Origin of the sequence: Pedobacter sp. ok626, from assembly GCF_900100435.1 — a bacterium.
Taxonomy (GTDB): domain Bacteria; phylum Bacteroidota; class Bacteroidia; order Sphingobacteriales; family Sphingobacteriaceae; genus Pedobacter.
Genome location: NZ_FNEX01000034.1, coordinates 1 through 1,758, shown reverse-complemented (window position 1 = coordinate 1,758; position 1,758 = coordinate 1). Strand labels below are relative to the sequence as shown.

General features: G+C 42.5%; 1 protein-coding gene. It reads left to right on the top strand.

Translation table 11 applies throughout. The features are described from left to right. Positions 1 to 63 precede the first annotated feature (63 nt). Complete coding sequence (locus tag BLS35_RS27445) at positions 64 to 1,590, top strand: IS1182 family transposase (protein WP_090787956.1); 1,527 nt, start codon at positions 64 to 66, stop codon at positions 1,588 to 1,590. The last annotated feature ends 168 nt before the right edge of the window (positions 1,591 to 1,758 follow it).

The following is a 1,758-nucleotide window of genomic DNA, read 5'->3' as shown; positions in this document are numbered from 1 at the left end:
GAAGCTGTCTCAAAAGTGAGGCAGCTTCTTTTTTTTGATGTGAAATTTTTGTAATTTAAAGTCATGTCAGGAAAAGTAGTTTTTAAGCCCTATGATCCGGATCAGGCGACATTTTTACCTTATAGCCTGGAAGAGTTAGTGCCTTTAGGCCATCCGGTTCGGATCGTTAAACAGGTTGTCGATCAGGTAGATGTTAAACCGATCAACCGTAAATATAAAGGAGGCGGAGCCTCCAGCTTCCATCCCCGTTTGATGTTGAAACTGTTGGTCTATGGTTACCTGAGTAATACGTATTCCTCCCGTAAGCTGGAAGAGCAGGCTCAGCAAAACATTCATTTCATGTGGCTTTTAGGCATGAAAAAGCCAGACCATAATACCATCAACCGCTTTCGCAGCCATAAACTTTCGGGTGTTTTAAAGGAGATCTTCTCCCAGATTGTACTACTGCTCAACCAGGAAGGGATTGTTTCTTTGAAAGAGGCGGTGTTTACTGATGGGACAAAGATTGAGTCAGCTGCTAACCGTTACAGCTTTGTATGGGGCAAAAGCATCAAGACCAATAAAGAGAAGATCAAATCCCAGTTGGATGAATTATGGCAATATGCCCAGGGTATAGCAGCTGAAGAATTAAAAGATACCTCCCCTTTAACTTTTGAAGAGATCAACCCTGAAAAGGTCAAACAGACCGTTGCCCGCATCGACGCTGCCCTGGATGATAAGCCCCAAGTCAGTAAAAAGGTGAAACAAAAGCTGAATTATGCCAAAAAGAACTGGCCGGAAAACCTGGAACGTTACCAGCAGCAGGAAGAAATCCTACAGGAAAGAAACAGCTATTCCAAGACTGATCCTGATGCGACCTTTATGCGTATGAAGGAAGATCATATGCTCAACGGACAGCTTAAGCCAGCCTATAACCTGCAGATCAGTACTCAGGAACAGTTCATTCTCAATTATTCACTTCATCAAAGCAGCACGGATTATCAGACCCTTGCCCCTCATCTTGATCAGTATGAAGCGCTGTATGCTCAAAAACCTGAAGCTGTAGTGGCCGACGCGGGCTATGGGTCAGATGAAAACTACGAAATGCTGAAGGAGAAATGTATTGAAGCCTATATCAAGTATAATACCTTTGATAAGGAGCAAAAAGAAGGAATAAAACCCTTTAGCAACGATCATCTATACTACAATGAACAGGGGAACTTCCTGGTATGTCCGATAGGCCAGAGGATGACACATATCGGTGACCATCAGAGAAAAACCAAAACCGGCTATATGCAGACTGTAAGCGCTTATCAGGCTCAAAACTGCCAGGGTTGTCCAATGCGGGGTGTATGCCATAAAGCCAAAGACAACCGCATAGTCGAGGTAAACCATAAGCTAAGAAGATACAAACAGCAGGCTAAGCAGCGGCTTAATACCCAGCAGGGCATTAAATATCGTAAACAACGCCCCGTCGATGTAGAACCCGTATTTGCACATATCAAAGCTAATCGTGGCTTCAAACGGTTTTTATTGAAAGGGATAAGCAAGGCTGAAGTAGAAGTCGGGTTGCTTTCCATCGCTCACAACTTAAAAAAATGGAAAGCGTAAAGCTTTTTGTATCGTTGTTTAATGCTAAAGTACACCGGGGAACATAGATGCATACACAAATCAACGTTCAACCAAAACTTGTAGCTTTGATCTGAAAAAAGTAGCTAATAACTCAAAAAATAACACAATAAAAAAACCGTCTCATAATTGACTTATGAGACGGCTACT

Coding starts and splice junctions, on each gene's coding strand:
- BLS35_RS27445 (WP_090787956.1), top strand. CDS start 64: ATGTCAGGAAAAGTAGTTTTTAAGCCCTATGATCCGGATCAGGCGACA.